The 17,966-nt window shown below is 66.8% G+C and carries 16 protein-coding genes; 7 read left to right on the top strand and 9 right to left on the bottom strand.

Features of this window, described 5'->3' with window-relative positions; all coding sequences use genetic code 11:
* Nucleotides 1-857: 857 nt before the first annotated feature.
* Nucleotides 858-1,139: a hypothetical protein gene (locus tag D9601_RS01965; protein WP_198352255.1), complete on the top strand. Its 282-nt coding sequence runs from the start codon at nt 858-860 to the stop codon at nt 1,137-1,139.
* 31 nt (nt 1,140-1,170) lie between these two features.
* Here the strand turns inward: D9601_RS01965 and D9601_RS01960 are convergent, their stop codons facing one another.
* Both D9601_RS01960 and D9601_RS01955 read right to left on the bottom strand, forming a co-directional pair.
* A complete protein-coding gene (locus D9601_RS01960; RefSeq protein WP_198352254.1) occupies nt 1,171-1,503 on the bottom strand; it encodes a hypothetical protein in 333 nt (110 codons plus the stop codon).
* Nucleotides 1,504-1,559: 56 nt separating this feature from the next.
* A complete protein-coding gene (locus tag D9601_RS01955) occupies nt 1,560-1,844 on the bottom strand; it encodes a hypothetical protein (protein WP_198352253.1) in 285 nt (94 codons plus the stop codon).
* Between the two features lie 197 nt (nt 1,845-2,041).
* Between D9601_RS01955 and recN the strand changes: the two genes are divergently transcribed.
* Nucleotides 2,042-3,700 carry a DNA repair protein RecN gene (gene recN / locus D9601_RS01950; protein ID WP_198352252.1) on the top strand — a complete coding sequence of 553 codons (1,659 nt, stop codon included), beginning with the start codon at nt 2,042-2,044 and terminating at the stop codon, nt 3,698-3,700.
* Nucleotides 3,701-3,945: 245 nt separating this feature from the next.
* Here recN and D9601_RS01945 read toward each other — a convergent pair whose 3' ends face one another.
* Complete coding sequence (locus tag D9601_RS01945) at nt 3,946-4,923, bottom strand: SDR family oxidoreductase (RefSeq protein WP_198352251.1); 978 nt, start codon at nt 4,921-4,923, stop codon at nt 3,946-3,948.
* 121 nt (nt 4,924-5,044) lie between these two features.
* Between D9601_RS01945 and D9601_RS01940 the strand changes: the two genes are divergently transcribed.
* From D9601_RS01940 to D9601_RS01920, 5 genes are all read left to right on the top strand, one after another.
* Nucleotides 5,045-5,344, top strand: coding sequence for a hypothetical protein (locus D9601_RS01940; RefSeq protein ID WP_198352250.1), 300 nt, complete (start codon nt 5,045-5,047; stop codon nt 5,342-5,344).
* 45 nt (nt 5,345-5,389) lie between these two features.
* Nucleotides 5,390-7,525 (top strand): NAD-dependent DNA ligase LigA, encoded by a 2,136-nt coding sequence (gene ligA / locus D9601_RS01935; protein WP_198352249.1) that lies wholly within the window; start codon nt 5,390-5,392, stop codon nt 7,523-7,525.
* A 202-nt stretch (nt 7,526-7,727) separates the two neighbouring features.
* Complete coding sequence (locus D9601_RS01930; RefSeq protein WP_198352248.1) at nt 7,728-11,039, top strand: TonB-dependent receptor; 3,312 nt, start codon at nt 7,728-7,730, stop codon at nt 11,037-11,039.
* 112 nt (nt 11,040-11,151) lie between these two features.
* Entirely contained in the window at nt 11,152-12,264 is a 1,113-nt protein-coding gene (locus tag D9601_RS01925; RefSeq protein ID WP_198352247.1) for a sensor histidine kinase, read from the top strand.
* On the top strand, nt 12,261-13,061 hold the full coding sequence (locus D9601_RS01920) for a LytR/AlgR family response regulator transcription factor (RefSeq protein ID WP_198352246.1): 801 nt from the start codon (nt 12,261-12,263) through the stop codon (nt 13,059-13,061). Before D9601_RS01925 ends, D9601_RS01920 begins: the two co-directional genes overlap by 4 nt.
* On the opposite strand, the gene D9601_RS01915 is transcribed toward D9601_RS01920, so the two are convergent.
* From D9601_RS01915 to D9601_RS01890, 6 genes are all read right to left on the bottom strand, one after another.
* Nucleotides 13,018-13,479, bottom strand: a complete 462-nt coding sequence (locus D9601_RS01915; RefSeq protein ID WP_232473776.1) for a response regulator — start codon at nt 13,477-13,479, stop codon at nt 13,018-13,020. The two genes, D9601_RS01920 and D9601_RS01915, sit on opposite strands and share 44 nt — an antisense overlap.
* 85 nt (nt 13,480-13,564) lie before the next feature.
* Entirely contained in the window at nt 13,565-13,711 is a 147-nt protein-coding gene (locus D9601_RS01910) for a lmo0937 family membrane protein (RefSeq protein WP_198352245.1), read from the bottom strand.
* Between the two features lie 118 nt (nt 13,712-13,829).
* Nucleotides 13,830-14,633 carry a 3'(2'),5'-bisphosphate nucleotidase CysQ gene (locus D9601_RS01905; protein ID WP_198352244.1) on the bottom strand — a complete coding sequence of 268 codons (804 nt, stop codon included), beginning with the start codon at nt 14,631-14,633 and terminating at the stop codon, nt 13,830-13,832.
* The gene (locus D9601_RS01900; RefSeq protein ID WP_198352243.1) at nt 14,626-15,975 is read right to left on the bottom strand and encodes a TldD/PmbA family protein; all 1,350 of its coding nucleotides are present in this window, start codon (nt 15,973-15,975) and stop codon (nt 14,626-14,628) included. The genes D9601_RS01905 and D9601_RS01900 overlap by 8 nt, the downstream gene beginning before the upstream one ends.
* Before the next feature lie 99 nt (nt 15,976-16,074).
* The gene (locus tag D9601_RS01895) at nt 16,075-16,428 is read right to left on the bottom strand and encodes a DUF3140 domain-containing protein (protein ID WP_198352242.1); all 354 of its coding nucleotides are present in this window, start codon (nt 16,426-16,428) and stop codon (nt 16,075-16,077) included.
* Nucleotides 16,429-16,487: 59 nt separating this feature from the next.
* Complete coding sequence (locus D9601_RS01890; protein ID WP_198352241.1) at nt 16,488-17,888, bottom strand: hypothetical protein; 1,401 nt, start codon at nt 17,886-17,888, stop codon at nt 16,488-16,490.
* Between the last annotated feature and the right edge of the window lie 78 nt (nt 17,889-17,966).

Raw genomic sequence — 17,966 nt, 5'->3', positions numbered from 1 at the left:
ATTGGCCCAGCGGCCGATAAAGCTTTTCATTAACATGCCCGCAGCTACGTTTATCAATCCACCCAAGACAACAAGTAATTGATTATGACAAATTAGACCGATGATGAGGGAAGCGCATCCAAATAGGCCTATAACAATGGAGAACGTAGTATACTTGCGACGGGAGGCGAGCCAATGATTGAGACCGTGGCATGAATAAACGATTGCTATAGCGGTACAAACTGCCGCGATGAAAATCATCCACTCAGGCGGATCTTGTTCGGGTGCCGCTGCCAACAAGCCAGCAGCTACGCTGAGGGGAAGTACGAGTCCCAAACCGGGTTTCAGCCATACCTGCAGGGAGTCATCAACTTTCATGTCATCCGGTCGCATACGCCCTTAATGAGCACAATCGGGTGTAAACAGGCCAAAACCCACTGCAAGCGTGCGCACGCTCAGCCTGCAAGATAGTCAACTGCCACGAACCCAATGGCGATGGTACCGATCGTGAGTCCGAGAACGGAACCAACGCCGACGATCCAAGCTGCCGTCCGACCAAATCGATCGTCGACCCACTCGATGATATCTTCAGCTACTCCAGGAAGTAGACCGTCCATACTACAATCCTGCGTTGTCTACCTTTCCACAAGAAACTGATCGCAGAATGTCAGTTTGGGCGCAAGCAAACCGTCCGCTCCTGGGGGAACGCGGACGTTCCGCTGGCGTCGGCGCCATTGCGCAGGCAGTCTCACCTCATGAAATTTGTTCACGCGATTGTTCTGACCAGTTTGATAACGGCGGGCTGCTCATCCGAAGCACCGAAAGCGTGCTCTCCGCCTCGATCGTCGTGGGGTAAGCCTCGACCCTTCGGTCTCGTCATGCTCAACACGATCGCCCTTGATCGGGCAGGCAAAACGTATTGGAACGGCACTCAAGTTTCGCGAGGCACTCTCGACAGATATCTCGCGCGTGGCTCGACCATGAACCCTGAGCCATGGGTTTTTCTTGAAACCGAAATGGGCGCTCCCTGCACAGCGGTGGAAGCCGTCCGAGATCAGATAGAGAAACACATCGACTGTTCGACCGGCTACCGCTGCAATGAGGGCGTCAAGACCATTTGGGATCACACGACAAGCCCGCCCGGCACCCCCGTCTCGTGATCGAGCCATGTCCGCTGTTGGGCGAAAGCGGTCATCCGCGGTGAGCGGAAAAAAGCTCCCGTTGGGCCGGGTTGATCGACCGCTCATCCCAATCGACTTCCCGCTTCGACGCCGGGATTCGACGGCGCTCGTTATCGTAGAAAAGTGTGCCGTGAAGCCCTAGCGCGTCCCGCTTCAGAATCGGTCGGTTCCAAATGGGTGTAAGCACCCGAGTTGCCTCTTCATCACCTAAGCGCGCGATCAGGTCTTCGATGATTTCCATGTCGTGCCCGTCGGGGAAAATCGCGGCAAACTCGGCGTCGGTGGCTTGGAATAGGCTGTAGGTAGCATTGCTCGCGCCGTCGATGATCTGGATGTTCTTCATTCACCCAGTCTGACAACGGGCGCGAATGTCCGCTAGTGGGCGGAAGCGGACGATCGCTATGATAAGCGGCCTGCGATCTCTTCAACGACACCACTGTCGAGGAGCATTTTAATCGCGGGGAGTGCGGCAAATAGATACGCGCTGGCCCACGTCACTGCCGATGGTTTTTCCGCTCTCCAAAGGGCGATGGCAGTACATGCAGCTCCAATGCCGTAGGCAAGTGGCAAGCCCGCCAAATAGCGCCATTTTGGCACTAGTAAGTCAATTGCCGCCCAAGCCAGAAGGGAGCTGTATAACGTTGAAGATGCCAAGAAAATCAGGGTAACGTTCTTGCGCGTCATCCACCGATTAAGACGGTCCTCTGCGGAACCTGGCTTCGCAATCCATCCCATCGCTACGATGGTGCCTTAGACTATACGACCGCGCAAGGTCCGCTTCTGGGCGGCAGACGCCATCCGCCGGACCGCGCCGCCCGTCTCGAAAAAACAGAACATTGAGGGATCAACATCGCCGCGCCGCCGCGCTATATCGGCCGACGATGCTGACTGCGCTTTCCATCCGCGACGTGGTGCTGATCGAGGCGCTGGATCTCGAATTCGGGTCCGGGCTCGACGTGCTGACCGGTGAAACCGGCGCGGGCAAATCGATCCTGCTCGACGCGCTCGGCCTGGCGCTGGGCGCGCGCGGCGAGAGCGGGCTGGTCCGCCATGGCGCGGCGCAGGCGACGGTGACCGCGACCTTTGATCCGCCGACCGGGCCGTTGCGCGCGCTGCTCGACGACAATGGCATCGAGGTCGAGCCGGGCGAGCCGCTGCTCGTCCGCCGCCTGGTCAAGGCGGACGGCGGCAGCCGCGGCTTCGTCAACAATCAGCCGGCGGGCGCGGCGCTGCTGCGCGAGATGGCGCCGATGCTGGTCGAGATCCACGGCCAGCACGACGATCGTGGCCTGCTCAACCCGCGCGGCCATCGTGCGCTGCTCGACGCCTTCGGCCGGATCGACACCGCCGACACGGCGCGGGCCTGGGCAGCGTTCCGCGACGCCGAGGCCAAGCTCGCCGCGGCGCGCGCGGAGATCGAGACGGCGGCGCGCGACCGCGAATGGCTGGAACATGCGGTCGGCGAACTGACTGCGCTCGCCGCCGAGCCGGGCGAGGAAGAGGCGTTGGCCGAAAAGCGCCGCGGCATGCAGCGTGCCGAGAAGATCGCCAGCGAACTGGCGGCGATCGACGCGCATCTCGACGGATCGGACGGCGGCCTGTCGCAATTGCGCCAAGCGGCGCGGGTGCTGGAGCGGATCGCCGAGGATCACCCTGCCCTGGCCGAGGCGCTGGCGGCGATCGACCGCGCGGTGATCGAGGCATCGGCTGCGGAGGAGCGGCTGCGCGAGGCGCATGGCGCGCTTGCCTTCGATCCGCGCGCGCTGGAGGATGACGAGGCGCGGCTGTTCGAGCTGCGCGGCATGGCGCGCAAGCATCGCGTCCAGCCCGACGACCTGCCCGCGCTCGCCAGCGAGCTGCGCGAGCGGCTCGACCGGCTGGAGGCGGGCGAGGACGGCATCGCGGTGCTGGAGGCCACGGTAGCGGCGGCGCGGGCCGATTACGATGCCGCCGCCGACATCCTGTCGACACGTCGACGGGCCGCGGCGGAACGGCTCGATGCGGCAGTGGCGGGCGAGCTCGCCCCGCTCAAGCTCGATGCCGCGCGCTTCCGCACGGTGGTGCAGACGGTCGGCGCCGACGGCTGGTCGGCGCAGGGCAAGGATCGCGTCGAGTTCGAGATCGCGACCAACCCCGGTGCGCCCTTCGCCCCGCTCGCCAAGATCGCCAGCGGCGGCGAATTGTCCCGCTTCATCCTGGCGCTCAAGGTCGCGCTGGCCGAGGAAGGCGGCGCGGCGACGATGATCTTCGACGAGATCGACCGCGGCGTCGGCGGCGCGGTGGCGAGCGCGATCGGCGATCGGCTGGCGCGACTGGCGGAGCGGACGCAATTGCTGGTCGTCACCCATTCGCCGCAAGTCGCGGCACGCGGCGCCGAACATCTGCTGATCGCCAAGAGCCATGACGGCACCGTCACCCGCACCGGGGTGCGCATCCTCGACGAGGCCGAGCGGCGCGAGGAGATCGCCCGCATGCTGTCCGGCGCGACGGTGACGGACGAGGCACGGGCCCAGGCCGACCGGCTGTTGGAGACCGCATAAGGCGCTGTCCTACACGGCCGGATGGGGGCATGATGCGGGCGGTTAACGGCTCTTTCTCATCGTGGTCCGAATGGCGATGGTCACGAGCGGCCTCAGCACCGCCTCCCCCGTCCACGCCCGGGAGGCGCTTGGGTCGAGCCCGGCATCGTGGAGGGGGCGAGAAACCCCGTTCAGGCGTCAATTTTGTCAAGACTCGCGGCGTAACGCGCGATCATCAGGGACTTGGCCGCCGCCCTCACGGGTGATCAGATCGCCCCCGTCCCGCCGTTCGCGCCAAAGGCGCTGCCGGTGGTGAAGCTGTTGGTCGGATCGGCCAGGCTGACGTAAAGGCCGGCCAGCTCCGCCGGCTGGCCGGCGCGTCCCAACGGCGTGTCCTGGCCGAACTTGTCCATCTCGCCCGGCAATTGCCCGCCCGCGACCTGCAGCGGCGTCCAGATCGGCCCCGGCGCCACCGCGTTGACGCGGATGCCCTTGCTGGCGATCTGCTTGGCCAGCGCCTTGGTGAAGATCAGGATGCCCGCCTTGGTCGTCGCGTAATCGAGCAATTCCTTTTCCGGACTGACCGAATTGACCGAGGCGGTGTTGATGATCGCCGCACCCGGCTTCATCAACGGGATCGCCGCCTTGGTCAGGTGGAACATCGCATAGAGGTTGGTCTTCATCGTCCGGTCGAACTGTTCGGCGCTGATCTCCATGATCGACGCCTTGCTCTGCTGATAGGCGGCGTTGTTGACCAGGATGTCGAGCCCGCCGAGGTCGCGATTGGCGCGGGCGATCAGGTCGCGGCAGAATTTTTCGTCGGTCAGGTCGCCGGGGATCAGCACCACCTTGCGGCCCTCGCCGCGCAACAGGCGGGCGACGTCCTGCGCGTCCGGCTCCTCGGTCGGATAATAATTGATCGCGACGTCCGCGCCTTCGCGCGCGAAGGCGATCACCGCGGCGCGGCCGATGCCCGAATCGCCGCCGGTGACCAGCGCCTTGCGCCCGGCGAGCCGGCCGGAGCCGCGATAGCTCGCTTCGCCGCAATCCGGCACCGGCTTCATCTCGCGCTGCAGGGCCGGCCATTTCTGCCGCTGTTCCGCGAAGGGTTGGCTGGGGTATTTCGTCTTGGGGTCGGATACGGGCACGGTACCCGCCTGGGCCAGGGCCGGCGCGGCCGCCGCGGTGACTCCGGCCGCGGCAGCGCCCTTGAACAGGTCACGGCGATTGGTCTGATCGGTCACGCGCTTTCTCCCTGCATTTGCAGACGAAAGCGCGCGCGGGCGAGGTTGGTTCACGGCGCGTGGGGAATTTTACGCGGCAATGGGACTTGCGCCGTCGCGGTCCAGCCGCGACGGAATGGCGATGGCCATCCGGGATGTCGAATCGCGCGTCGCGCTGGCGATGCTGCCCGTCGGGACGCTGCTCAGCCTGCTCTCCGCCATCGGCGGCGTCGCGGTGGTGGCGCTGGCGATCGACGTGATCATCCGACGGCCGGCGGGCACCGGCTGGTGGCTGGCCTGGTGCCTGGTCGCGGCCATGATCGCCGCATGGAATACACGACGATCGCTGGAGACGCTGGCGAGCTTCGAATGGCGCACCGCGCTGCCGGTGCTGGTGCTGTCGATGGCGATCGTCGCCGCCTATCCCGGCTGGTGGTCGTAGCGCGGGGCTTGCCCGATCGCGCCCGCCTCCCCTACCGCCATGCGCATGACCGATCTGCCCGAGACCGAGACCCAGGCCGCCGCCGAGCTGGAAGCGCTCGCCGCCGAGATCGCCCATCACAATCGCCTGTATCATACGGAAGATGCGCCAGAGATCAGCGACGCCGACTATGACGCGCTGATCCGCCGCAACGCCGCACTCGAAGCGGCCTTCCCGCATCTGGTCCGCGCCGATTCGCCCAGTCGCCAGGTCGGGGCGGCGCCCGCCGGCCATCTCGCCAAGGTCGCCCATGCCCGGCCGATGATGAGTCTCGACAACGCCTTCTCGGACGAGGAGGTGGCCGAATTCGTCGCCCGCGTCCGCCGCTTCCTGCGCCTCGCCGATGACGAACCGGTGGCGCTGACCGCCGAGACCAAGATCGACGGCCTGTCCTGTTCGCTGCGTTACGAGGACCGCCGGCTCGTCCAGGCGCTGACCCGCGGCGACGGGCAGGTCGGCGAGGACGTCACGGAGAACGTCCGTACCATCGCCGACATCCCCGCCACGCTGCCACCCGAGGCACCGGCGGTGTTCGAGATCCGGGGCGAGGTCTATATGGCCAAGGCGGATTTCGCCGCGCTCAACCGCCGGCTCGCCGACGAGGCCGAGGCGAGCGGCAAGGCGGCCCGCCAGTTCGCCAATCCGCGCAACGCCGCCGCCGGCTCGCTGCGCCAGAAGGATGCCGGGGTCACCGCCAGCCGCCCGCTGCGCTTCTTCGCGCACGGTTGGGGCGAGGTGTCCGCCTTGCCCGCCGGGACGCAGAACGGGGTGGTCGCCGCCTTGCAGCATTGGGGACTGCCGATCGCGGAAGGCTTTACCCGAGCCGATACGGTGGAGGCGGCGATCGCCGCCTATCGCGCGATCGAGGCACGCCGCGCCGACCTGCCCTTCGACATCGACGGCGTCGTCTACAAGGTCGACCGGCTCGACTGGCAGCAGCGGCTCGGCCAGGTCGCGCGCGCGCCGCGCTGGGCGATCGCCCATAAATTCCCGGCGCAGCAGGCGCAGACGACGCTCAACGCGATCGACATCCAGGTCGGTCGCACCGGCAAGCTGACCCCGGTCGCGCGGCTGGAGCCGGTGACCGTCGGCGGCGTCGTCGTCACCAATGCGACGCTGCACAATGCCGACGAGATCGCGCGGCTGGGCGTCCGGCCCGGCGACCGCGTCGTGCTGCAGCGCGCCGGCGACGTCATCCCGCAGATCGTCGACAATCTGTCGCGCGACGACAGCCGCCCGCCATGGCCCTTCCCGACCCATTGCCCCGAATGCGGATCGGCGGCGGAACGCGAGCCCGGCGAGGTCGACTGGCGCTGTTCGGGGGGCCTGATCTGCCCGGCGCAGCGGGTCGAGCGATTGCGCCATTTCGTCTCGCGCCACGCGCTCGATATCGACGGCCTCGGCATCACCAATATCGAAAGCTTCTTCCGCGACGGCCTGATCCAGACGCCGGCGGACATCTTCCGGCTGACCGAGGAGACGTTGCTCGCGCGCGAACGCTGGGCCGAGGTGTCGGCGCGCAATCTGATCGCGGCGATCGACGCGCGGCGCGCCCCGCCGCTCGACCGATTCCTGTTCGCGCTCGGCATCCGTCACGTCGGCGAGGTCACCGCGCGCGATCTGGCGCGGCGGTGGACGAGCTGGGCCGGACTGATGGCGATGATCGACCAGGGCATCGCGCTGCGCGACGCGACGCCGGCGGCGATCGGCGAGAGCGACGACAAGCATCTCGCCCGCCTCGCCAAGGCGCTGGCCGCGGTGGTCGACACCAAGCAGGTCGGACCAGAGGTGGCGCTGGCGTTGATCGACTTTTTCGCGGAACCGCACAATCGCGCCGCGGTCGACGACCTGCTGAGCCAGGTCAGTCCGGCCGATCTGGTCTGGCAGACCCGCGAATCGGCGGTCAGCGGCCAGACGCTGGTGTTCACCGGCAAGCTGGAGACGCTGAGCCGCGACGAAGCCAAGGCGCAGGCGGAGGCGCTGGGCGCGCGGGTCGCCGGATCGGTGTCGGCGAAGACCGATCTGGTCATCGCCGGGGCGGACGCCGGCTCGAAGCTGAAAAAGGCCGCCGATCTGGGCGTGCGCGTCATCGACGAGGCGACGTGGAACGGGCTGGTCGCCGGCACCGTCACGCTGGACTGACTTGGTTCCGAGTTGGTGACGAGGCGGGCCTAAATCCCTTGGAAGCGTTGCGTTTTTGCAACGCAGCAGCGCGAACGTAACCCGCGTAGCAACCACGACTCGCGATTGTCACAGAATAGAAATATCCCACGGGCAGGGCGCGCGGAGACGGCACAACGCTGGCCGCGATTCCGAGCTGAAGCTCAAAGGGGACATTTTTCTGATGCGAAACAACCTTTTCCTGGGTGTGGCCGCGGTCGCGCTCATCGCACCGGCGGCCGTGTCCGCGCAGGAGACGACGTCAGCGATTCGAGGCTCGGTGACGGCCAGCGGCGCTCCGGTGGCGGGCGCGACGGTGACGATCACCAACACCACGACCAACGCCCGCATCAACACGGCGACGGGCCCGGACGGCACGTTCAACGCCAGCGGCCTGCCTGTCGGCGGTCCCTACACCGTTGAGATCGCGAGCCCGCAGGGTAACCGCACCGTCACCGACATCTACACCGTCGTCCAGCAGCCCTTCTCCCTGCCGATCGACCTGACGCCGGCTGCCGGCGACGAGGCTGGCGACATCGTCGTTCGCGCATCGTCGATCCGTGGCGCCGGCACGACCTCGGACGGTCCGCAGACGGTGCTGACCCAGGAGACGATCAGCAAGGTCGCCTCGGTCAACCGCGACATCCGCGACATCCAGCGCCGTGACCCCTTTGCGACGCTCGACCTGTCGAACAGCGGCGACCGCGGCGGCGCGGTCAGCTTTGCCGGCGTCAATCCGCGCTACAACCGCTTCACCATCAACGGCGTGACCGTCGGCGACACCTTCGGTCTGAACCAGGACGCCAGCCCGACCAACCGTGGTCCGGTGCCGTTCGACGCGATCTCGCAGGTGTCCGTCTCGATCGCGCCCTATGACTTCCGTCAGTCGGGCTTTCAGGGCGGCACGATCGATACCGTGCTGCTGTCCGGTACCAACGAATTCCACGGCACCGGCTTCTATTCGCAGAACACCGACGGCCTGACCGGCGATCGCATCGGCAGCTCGACGCAGGTGACGCCGAAGTACAAGTCGGAAACCTATGGCGCGACGCTGCGCGGTCCGCTGATCGCCGACAAGCTATTCTTCATGGTCTCGGCTGAGCGCAACACCGATCCGCGCCCGTTCTCGACACTACTCGGCTCATATGCCAACCCGACGCTGCTCAACAGCCAGATCAACTCGGTGATCGGCGTGGCCAACGGTCGCAATCTCGGCGCCAACGTCGGCAGCGTGCTGACGATCAACCCGCGCAAGGACGAAAAGATTACCGGTCGGATCGACTGGAACATCATGGACGGCCAGCGCCTGTCGGTGTCGTACATCAACGCATATGATTCGCTAGTCAGCCAGAACAACACCAGCACCAACGCCGCCAACCCGACCTATGGCCTCAGCTCCAACGCCTATGCGCTGACCGAGCTGCTGAAGGCGGGCATCGTTCAGCTGAACTCGGACTGGACGGACAAGTTCTCGACCGAAGCGCGCGCGATCTACAAGTACAATCTGCGTGGCCAGGAGCCGCTGCTCGGCCGTGGCATCGGCCAGCTCGGCGTCTGCGCCGATGCGACGTCGAGCGGCAGCACGACCGGCTGTTCGACGGGCGTACCGCGGATCTATTTCGGTCCGGACAATTCGCGTCAGACGAACCAGCTGTTCTTCGACACCTGGGAAGGCTCGCTGCTCGGCCGCTACACCGCCGGTCAGCACCAGATCCAGGCGCTGGTCGACGTGACGCAGAACCGCACGTTCAACAACTTCGTGCAGAATAGCCTCGGCACCTATTACTTCGACTCGCTGGCTGACTTCCAGGCCGGCAACGCCAACCAGCTCATCTATGCAGCGCCGATCCCCGGCGTGAGCGCGGCAGCCGACTTCCGCTATACCCAGTTCACCTTCGGCATGCAGGACGAGTGGCAGGTTACCGACACCCTCGCCGTCACTTATGGCGCGCGGTACAGCATGTATGCCCAGGGTGAGCGCCCGGTCTACAATCCCTATTTTAACACCCGCTACGGCTATCCGAACACGAATACCTACAACGGCCTCGATCAGTTCGAGCCGCGCATCAGCTTCGATTGGAAGCCCGACAACTTCCTCGGTGGGCTGAAGCTGCGCGGCGGCGCCGGCATCTTCGGTGGCGGTTCGCCCGACATCTACGAGTCGAACAGCTTCTCGAACACGATCACCACCAGCGCGATCACGATCACGCGCGCGGCGCAGGGTTCCAACACCTGCACCTCGAGCATCACCGTGCCGACCGACATCTGCACCGCGGCGCTCAACAACGTCACCGGCAACGTGCCGTCCTCCGTCGCGGCCTTCGCCGCCAACGCAGCTGCCAATCCCGCGGCAGCCGCAAACGTCGCGCGCACCAACACCGGTGCACTGTCACCGAATTTCCACCTGCCGCGTTCGCTGAAGGCGACGATTTCGGGTGACTATCGCTTCCAGGGCTTCAACCTGGGTGCCGATTATTACTATTCGAAGGTGATCGACGGTGTGATCTTCACCGACGCCCGGTCGGTGCCGATCGGCCTGCTGCCGGACGGTCGCGTCCGCTACGGTGCCGCGACCGGTACCTTTGCCGATGCCAATTACGACATCATCACGGGCAACAGCCATCAGGGCCACAGCCACATCATCGTCGTTCGCGCCAGCAAGGATTTCGACTGGGGTCTGAGCCTGTCGGGTAGCTACACCCGCCAGTGGGTGAAGGACGTCGGCAACGCGACATCGTCGACGATCAACTCGAACTATCGCAACCAGTTCTTCGCCGATCCGAACGTCCCGTCGTATGGAACGTCGAGCGACCAGATCAAGTGGCAGTTCAAGTATTCGGTCGGCTACGATCACGCGTTCTTCGGCGACTATCGCACCGTGTTCCAGCTGTTCGGTGAAACCCGCGCGGGCCGTCCGTTCAGCTACACGATGCAGGACAACGTCTCGACCCGTTCGACCGTGTTCGGCACCGTGCTGACCGGCAACACGCCGACTAACCTGCTCTACGTGCCGACCGGTACGGGCGATGCCAAGGTCAGCTACGACAGCACGACCACGCAGACCGCGCTCGACGCCTACATCAATGCCAACCCCGATCTCGCCAAGTATCGTGGCCAGATCATCGCCAAGAACACCGCACGCAACCGGGCGTTCACCCGCATCGATCTGCACGTCGAGCAGGAAATTCCGACGTTCCTCGGCAAGTCCCGCCTGTCGATCTTCGCGGACATCAACAACCTGCCGAACCTGCTCAACAAGAACTGGGGCGGTCTGCGCCAGTTCGGCTTCCCGTACGGCGCCTCGCTGGTCAACGTGCAGTGCCTGAGCGTGGCGACGCCGACCGGGACCACGCCGGGGACGGGTGTGGTCAACACCAGCTCGTCGCAGCCGTGCGCCCAGTATCGCTACAGCTCGTTCGCGTCGCCGAACACCAAGTCGCTGAACTTCACGCAGTCGCTGTACCAGATCCGCCTCGGCGCCCGCTTCTCCTTCTAAGGCGAACGGGAACCGCCTGACGGTTCGAACTCCAGGGCCGCCGCTTTCTTCGGGCAAGCGGCGGCCCTTCTCTTTTGCGCGATGCGCCGCTCCCGTGTAGAGGCGGCGCGACATGGCGACCCTTCCCGCCCCGCAGCGCCCCGCGCTCAACGTACGCCCCTTCTTCGAGGACAAGGCCCGCGCCTTCTGGACGCTGCAGGCCGTCGGCTGGACCGGCTATCTGCTGCTCCGCGGCGCCTCGACGCTGTCGAACCTGTCGGTCAAGGCGGTGATCCCCGCGATCGTCGAGGCGATCGTCGGCTATTGCATCACCCTGCTGCTCTCGACGCTGTACGGCTATTATCGCTCGCTGCCGCGCCTCGGCGGGGTGCTGCTGACCGTGCTGACGCTGCTCGGCGCGGTGCTGTTCTATGCGCTGATCGTCTCCATCGCCTTCTCGCTGGTGCGCGACGATCGCGCCGCGGTGACGATCGTCGGCATGTTCGGCGCGCTCTATGTCGCCTTCATCGTCCTGACCGGCTGGTCGGCGCTCTATTTCGGCATCAACTTCTATCTGATCGTCGAACAGCAGATCGACGAGATGCACGTGCTGGAGAATCAGGCGTCGTCGGCGCAGCTGGCGATGCTGCGCTATCAGCTCAATCCGCACTTCCTGTTCAACACGCTCAACTCAATTTCGACGCTCGTCCTGCTCAAGCAGACGGAACGAGCGAATGCGATGTTGAGCCGTTTATCGTCCTTCCTGCGTTACACGCTCGCCAACGAACCGACCGCGCACGTCACGGTCGCGCAGGAGGTGGAGACGTTGAAGCTGTACCTCGAGATCGAAAAGATGCGCTTCGAGGAACGGTTGCGCCCGGTGTTCGACATCGATCCGCGCGCCGAACGTGCCCGCCTGCCGTCGCTGCTGCTCCAGCCCCTGGTCGAGAATGCGATCAAATATGCGGTCAGCCCGCAGGAGGATGGCGCGGAGATCTGCGTGCGCGTGCGGCTCGCCGGGGACCGGGTGCAGATCGGCGTGTCCGACACCGGGCCGGGCTTGCACGAGACCCGCATCACGCCCAGCCTTTCAACCGGCGTGGGTCTTACCAATATCAGGGAGAGGCTGGTGCAGGCCTATGGCCCGGATCAGCGCTTCGAGACGCGTACCACGCCGGCTGGCGGGTTTTCGGTGGATATCGAGATTCCCTTCCAGCTCGACGATGTGAGTAGAGAGGCCGCATGACGATCAGAACCATCCTGGTGGACGACGAACCGCTCGCGATCCAGGGATTGGAGCTTCGGCTCCAGGCGCACGATGATGTCGAGATCATCGAGAAATGCTCCAACGGGCGCGAGGCGATCCGCGCGATCAAGACGCACAAGCCCGATCTCGTCTTTCTCGACATCCAGATGCCGGGCTTCGACGGCTTTTCGGTGGTGCAGGGGCTGATGGAGGTGGAGCCGCCGCTCTTCGTCTTCGTCACCGCTTATTCCGATCATGCGTTGCGCGCGTTCGAGGCGCAGGCGGTCGACTATCTGATGAAGCCCGTCGAAGAAGCGCGCCTCGCCGACACGCTGGACCGGGTGCGGCAAAGGCTCAGCGAGAAGCGCGGCGTCGAGGAAGTCGAGAAGCTGAAGGAGGTGCTCGCCGAGCACGCGCCCGAGGCGGCGGCCGACATGGCCGACGGCAGCGATGGTGTCGCGGCGAACCGCTTCGAAAAGCTCATCAACATCAAGGATCGCGGCCAGATCTTCCGCGTCGACGTCGACACGATCGAGCGGATCGACGCCGCCGGCGACTATATGTGCATCTACACCGGCGACAATACGCTGATCCTGCGCGAGACGATGAAGGACCTGGAAAAGCGGCTCGATCCGCGCCGGTTCCAGCGCGTCCACCGGTCGACGATCGTCAACCTCGACTTGGTCAAGCAGGTCAAGCCGCACACCAACGGCGAATGCTTCCTCGTCCTCGATTCGGGCGCGAGCGTGAAGGTCAGCCGCAGCTATCGTGACGTGGTCGCCCGCTTCGTCCACTAATCGCCAGCGACGGGGCAAGGCGACGACTTGCCCCGCTCGCTGCGGCCGGCGGGAGCAGGCCGTCGCCGAGCAGGCGCGCCACCTGCGCGGCCGTATAGGGTTTGGGCAGGAAGACGCTGCCGACGGGCAGGGCATCGTCGTCGACGCTGCTCGCGCCGGAGGTGATGACGATCGTCAGATCCGGTCGCGCCTGCCGCAACCGGTGCGCCAGTTGCAGCCCGTCGATCGCCCCCGGCATCCGGACGTCGGTGAAGACGGCTACGGGATAGGGCGGCTGCGCCATGCGCAGCATCGCCTCGTCGGCATCGGCGGCTTCGATTACGGCGAACCCCGCTTCTTCCAAGGCAAGATGGGCGTGGACGCGTAACAGGGCTTGATCCTCGACGACGAGAACCAGAGGTCGGTCGATAGTGGTCATCGGCAGATCAACCGCCCCCGGCTCGCCACGTTCCAGTTTACGATCGAAATCAGTGGTTAACGCGGCGAACCGTGGGGCCGGTCGCCTAGATGGCGCGGCGGCCGGTGAACAGCTGGATCAGGCCGACGATGATCGCGATGACGAGCAGGATGTGGATCAGGCCACCGGCGATGTGGAGCGAGAAGCCGAGCAGCCACAGGATGAGCAGGATGACGGCGATGGTCCAGAGCATCGGATGGTCCCTTTGTGTCGGTCGACGCCCCCAATGGCATCGATCCGCAACAAAACGTTACGCAGCCGTCAGGGTTCCGGCTTCTCTGCGGGGCACCTAATTCAGATTACAGCCTTTTTCAGGATGACGCCGGTGGCGGGCCGAGGATCGCGCGGGCCCGGTCGGCGAGCCGGTCGACCGCCGCGGCATGGATGCCGGGCGCCGCGGCGACGACGCCGAACGCGGTCGGATCGGCCTTGTTGAAGCGCAGCGCGGCACCGGTGGCATCGCCGATCCCCGCGCCCGCCTCCGCCGCGATCAGCACCGCAGCGGCGATGTCCCATTCGTTGCCCCAACGCAGCGTCGCGACCAGATCGGCCTCGTCGGCAGCGACCATGGCGATGCGCAGCGCGATCGAATTGGGCTTGGCGACCGGCGACAGATCGCGGTCCGCCTTGGGCAGAGCGTCGGTCGGCACGCGCGCTCCGGGCAGCGCGGTCCGATCGCCGGCCCGCAGCCGCACGCCGTTGCGCCACGCCCCCTGCCCCGCGACGGCGGTCCAGCGCTCGCGTCGCGCGGGCGCGTCGAGCACCGCGATCGTCACGTGCCCGTCCTCGACCAGGGCGACCGACACCGCCCAGCCCTCGCGCCCGCGGATATAGTCGCGCGTCCCGTCGATCGGATCGACCACCCAGACGCAATGGTGGCCCAGGCGCTCGGGACTGTCGGCGCTTTCCTCCGACAGCCAGCCCGCCTCCGGCAGCAGGGCGGCGAGGCGCGCACGGAGCATCCGGTCGACGTCAAGGTCGACTTCACAGACCGGGCTGCCCGGCGACTTTTCCCACTGCCGGAAATCGGTCCGCCAGCGCGCCAGAGCCATCTGCCCGGCATCGGCCGCCGCCTGGGCGACGGCGCGGCAGAGGGCGGCGCGCGGGTCAGCCACCGGCGACCGTCATCCCGTCGATGCGCAGCGTCGGCACGTTGGTGCCATAGCGGAATTCCAGATCGCTCGCCGGCGTCAGCTGCAGGAACATGTCCTTCAGATTGCCGGCGACGGTGAATTCGGCGACCGGGCCGGCGATTGCGCCGTTGTCGATCAGGAAGCCGGCCGCACCGCGGCTATAGTCGCCGGTGACCGGATTGACGCCCTGACCGATCAGTTCCGTGACATAGACACCGCGGACGATGTCGCCGATCAAAGTTTCCACCGGCACCGCGCCCGCCGCCATGTAGAGGTTGCTCGGCGACACGCCCGGCCCGCCGCCGACGCCGCGCGCGGCATGGCCGGTCGGCTCCAGACCCAATTGCCGGGCCGAGCCGCTGTCCAGCAGCCAGGTTTCGAGCATGCCGGCCTCGACCAGCGCGACCGGCGATACCGGCAGCCCCTCGCCATCGAACGGGCGCGAGCGCAGGCCGTGCGGGCGATGCGGATCGTCATGCACCGACACGCCCGCCGCGAACACTTGCGTGCCGAGCGCGTCGAGCAGGAAGCTGGTCCGGCGGGTAATCGCCTGCCCCGCGATGGCGCCGGTCAGGTGGCCGAGCAGCGAGGCGCCGACGCGAGGATCGAAGACCACCGGCATCGGCCCGCTGGCGATCCGACCGGGGTTGAGCCGCGCGACCGCCCGCTCGCCCGCGCGCCGGCCGATCTCGGCCGCCGATTCGAGATGGCTGCGGTGGCGGGCGGCGTGATGCCAGTAATCGCGCTCCATGCCGCTGGCGACGTCGCCAGCCAGCACGCTCGCCGACAGGCCATAGGCGGTGGCGGCATAGGCTCCGGCGAAACCGTGGCTGGTGGCGAGCGCCCAGACCGAGCGGGAGGCGCTGGCGCCCGCGCCTTCGCTGTTCGAAACACCGGCGACCGCACGCGCCGCCTCCTCGGCTTCGAGCGCCAGCGCCTTGAGCTCGGCCGGTTCCGCCTCGCCCCGGTCGTCGAGGTCGAGCAGCGGCGGCGCGCCGTGCATCAGCCGGTCCGCCGGGGCAAGCCCCGCCCAGCGATCCTCCGGCGCCTCGCGCGCCATCGCCACCGCCCGCTCGACCAAGGCGGCGACCGCGTCGCTCGACAGATCGGAGGTGGAGACGCTTGCCGAGCGTTGGCCGACGAAGACGCGCAGGCCCAGTTCCTCGCTTTCGGACCGGCCGACGTCCTCCAGGGCGCCGAGGCGCACGGAAACGTCGAGCGAGGAATCGGCGGCGAAGACGGCATCGGCGGCATCGGCGCCTGCAGCACGAGCACGGGCGACGATGTCGGCGGCGCGATCACGCGCCTGATCAGGAGTCAGCATAGCGTGCGACTTAGGGACCTCATGCTTGCGATGCTAGGGTGGGATCGCGGTGACCCGACACGCGACCCCGCCTCGACCGGTCCATCCGGTCGACCGGGCTTAATCCTTCAGCGGATCGTGCCCCCAGTTCATCAGGGAATAGCGCCAGTCGCTGTGCTCGACGTCGTCCTTCGGCCCGCCCTGCGCCAGGTGCCGGTGGACGTAGGACGTCACCTTCTTCATGTGCGCATAATCGTCGTCGGTAAGGTCGGCCTTCTTCTTGTGCTTGATCTCGACGATCCGCTTGCCGGACTTATGGCCGACGCTCTCGCCCGATCCCTTGCCGTCCTCGCCCTTCCAGCCGACCCGCTTGCTGTCGTCGGTGTCGAGGAACTTCTCCAGCGTAGCTGGGGTCATGTTCACCGCCTCGGCGAAGTCCTTGTAGATCGCGTCGTGATCGTCTTGCTTGGCCATGATCTGCTCCGGTCATCCAGCAGCGGCAACGCGCTCGCCGGCTGGACGGTTGCCGGTGGTCAGCCCAACATCCCGACATAGGTTTGCGGCGGCGCGGGCAGCACGACGCGGGCGATCAGGCCGGCGAACAGGACCAGCGCGAGCAGCACCAGCGCCGGCCGGGCGACGCGGATTCGGCCGACGAGCACCCAGGCGATCGCCGTCGCGATCATCGGCCAGAGATGGTAGCGCAGGTCGGAGGCGATGCTGAGCACGGCGAAGCTGCCCTCCAGCGCGAGCGCCGAGACGAGTAGCGCCGCGGCGAGCCGCCCTGCCCCGTCCCCCCGCCGCCAGGCCGCGGGCAGCCGGATCAATGCCAGGACGAACCAGACGATCGGCCAGCCAAAGGGCGTTTCGACCAGCGTGGCGGCGACCGTCTGCCAACGCGTCGCGCGCGCGGCCGGCGATGCGAGGCCGAGGCGATTGGGCTCGTTCGCCTGCGGCGGCGCCGCGCCGGGCCAGCGGAACGGCACCAGCCAGCGCATGGTCGAATTGAGATGGGCGAGGCGATGGCCGGCATAGGCGATCGGATGGGTCACCGCGGCGGCCGCCCAGCGCAGATAGAGCTGGCCGGGCGACAGCATCGCGAGCGTCGCGACCTCCGCTTGGCAGCGGCGCGGCTCGCCGAGCGGGTCCCAGAAATAGGGGCGGACGCAGGCCTTGCGGCGCAACGCGACGATCGCCCGCGGTGACAGGCCGGTGGCGGGGTCGCCGCTGCGCACGGCGATGCCGGCAAGGTCGTAGGTCGGCTGGGTGCGCTCGACCCCGCTGGGCGTGGCGGCAAGCAGGCGATGGTTGATCGGACCGGCGATGCCGATCACCGCCAGGATGGCGACCAGCGCCAACAGGGCGGCGAGCACGATGCGGATCGGCGGCGTCGGCCGCGGCCGGCGCCACGCCAGCATGACGACGAAGGGCACCACGGCGAAGACCGCGTTCGCGCGGACCAGCATGGCATAGCCGAGCAGCAGCGCGACGACGATCCAGACGCCGACGGGTAGCCGCCGCTCGCGCAGCCGCCACATCGCGACCAGGCCGGTCGCGGCGAGCAGCGCGGCGAGCATCTGCGTGTCCTTGAGCACCACCGGCTGCCAGCCGAGGAACGGCGGCCACAGCGCGACGACCAGCAGCACGAGCGCCGCGACGCGACAGCCGAGGGCGGCGAGCACCACGATCAGGACGCCGAAGCCGAGCCAATAGCCGGCGAGCTGGAGCAGCATCATCGGCGCCTGGCCACGCGCGCCGAACAGCGCCCACAGATGCGCCATGATCGGCGGGTGCCAGTCCTCGTAGCGGCCCGACAACGCCTGCTCATATTGAGCGAGGCTATCGTACTGGACATAGCCCGGCCAGAACAGCGTGGCGCTGGCCAGGAACAGCAGCGCCATGCCGATGGCGAGGCGGGCGGTGCGGTCGATCATCACTCTATTCTAGCAGCTGCTGCCCTCGCCCTTCCCCCTGCCATTGCCGGGAGGCGGCGCCCTCTGCACGGCGCCGTG

Source organism: Sphingomonas sp. MA1305 (genome assembly GCF_016107325.1).
In the GTDB taxonomy this organism is placed as follows: Bacteria; Pseudomonadota; Alphaproteobacteria; order Sphingomonadales; family Sphingomonadaceae; genus Sphingomonas.
The sequence above is the reverse complement of the archived record's forward strand: the minus strand, read 5'-3'. Positions and strand labels throughout refer to the sequence as shown.

Bases quoted from the DNA above. Each gene is read 5' to 3' on its own strand.
- D9601_RS01895 (WP_198352242.1), bottom strand. From the start codon at position 16,428: ATGGCCAAGCAAGACGATCACGACGCGATCTACAAGGACTTCGCCGAG.
- D9601_RS01960 (WP_198352254.1), bottom strand. From the start codon at position 1,503: ATGAAGAACATCCAGATCATCGACGGCGCGAGCAATGCTACCTACAGC.
- D9601_RS01915 (WP_232473776.1), bottom strand. From the start codon at position 13,479: ATGACCACTATCGACCGACCTCTGGTTCTCGTCGTCGAGGATCAAGCC.
- D9601_RS01920 (WP_198352246.1), top strand. From the start codon at position 12,261: ATGACGATCAGAACCATCCTGGTGGACGACGAACCGCTCGCGATCCAG.
- D9601_RS01965 (WP_198352255.1), top strand. From the start codon at position 858: ATGCTCAACACGATCGCCCTTGATCGGGCAGGCAAAACGTATTGGAAC.
- D9601_RS01910 (WP_198352245.1), bottom strand. From the start codon at position 13,711: ATGCTCTGGACCATCGCCGTCATCCTGCTCATCCTGTGGCTGCTCGGC.
- D9601_RS01925 (WP_198352247.1), top strand. From the start codon at position 11,152: ATGGCGACCCTTCCCGCCCCGCAGCGCCCCGCGCTCAACGTACGCCCC.
- D9601_RS01930 (WP_198352248.1), top strand. From the start codon at position 7,728: ATGCGAAACAACCTTTTCCTGGGTGTGGCCGCGGTCGCGCTCATCGCA.
- recN (WP_198352252.1), top strand. From the start codon at position 2,042: ATGCTGACTGCGCTTTCCATCCGCGACGTGGTGCTGATCGAGGCGCTG.
- ligA (WP_198352249.1), top strand. From the start codon at position 5,390: ATGACCGATCTGCCCGAGACCGAGACCCAGGCCGCCGCCGAGCTGGAA.
- D9601_RS01940 (WP_198352250.1), top strand. From the start codon at position 5,045: ATGGCCATCCGGGATGTCGAATCGCGCGTCGCGCTGGCGATGCTGCCC.
- D9601_RS01890 (WP_198352241.1), bottom strand. From the start codon at position 17,888: ATGATCGACCGCACCGCCCGCCTCGCCATCGGCATGGCGCTGCTGTTC.
- D9601_RS01955 (WP_198352253.1), bottom strand. From the start codon at position 1,844: ATGACGCGCAAGAACGTTACCCTGATTTTCTTGGCATCTTCAACGTTA.
- D9601_RS01900 (WP_198352243.1), bottom strand. From the start codon at position 15,975: ATGCTGACTCCTGATCAGGCGCGTGATCGCGCCGCCGACATCGTCGCC.